Raw genomic sequence first — 239 nt, 5'->3', positions numbered from 1 at the left:
ACCCGGCGAGCTACGTCGAGGCCAGGCGCGCCGCGACCCGCCCGCCGGAGGATGCGATCGCCCTCGGGGCCGTCGGCCAGATCAGCGACGTGCAGGTCATCCCCCGCACGCCCGGCCGCCTGATGATCTACCGCAGCAACGCGGACGGTGTGGTGGCGCCCTACGTGCTGCGGCGCGACCTGCCCGCGCAGGGTCCGCACGTCCTGATGCCGGGCCCGGTGATCGAGGCCACGCACAGC

At 74.9% G+C, this 239-nt stretch carries 1 protein-coding gene; it reads left to right on the top strand.

Annotated features, from left to right (window positions below; all coding sequences use genetic code 11):
• On the top strand, positions 1-239 hold a 239-nt coding region (locus MFF64_RS37305), incomplete at both ends, for a hypothetical protein (RefSeq protein WP_238194116.1).

It is taken from the genome of Methylobacterium frigidaeris (genome assembly GCF_022179185.1).
In the GTDB taxonomy this organism is placed as follows: Bacteria; Pseudomonadota; Alphaproteobacteria; order Rhizobiales; family Beijerinckiaceae; genus Methylobacterium; species Methylobacterium frigidaeris.
This window is presented reverse-complemented; position numbering and strand designations above follow the sequence as displayed.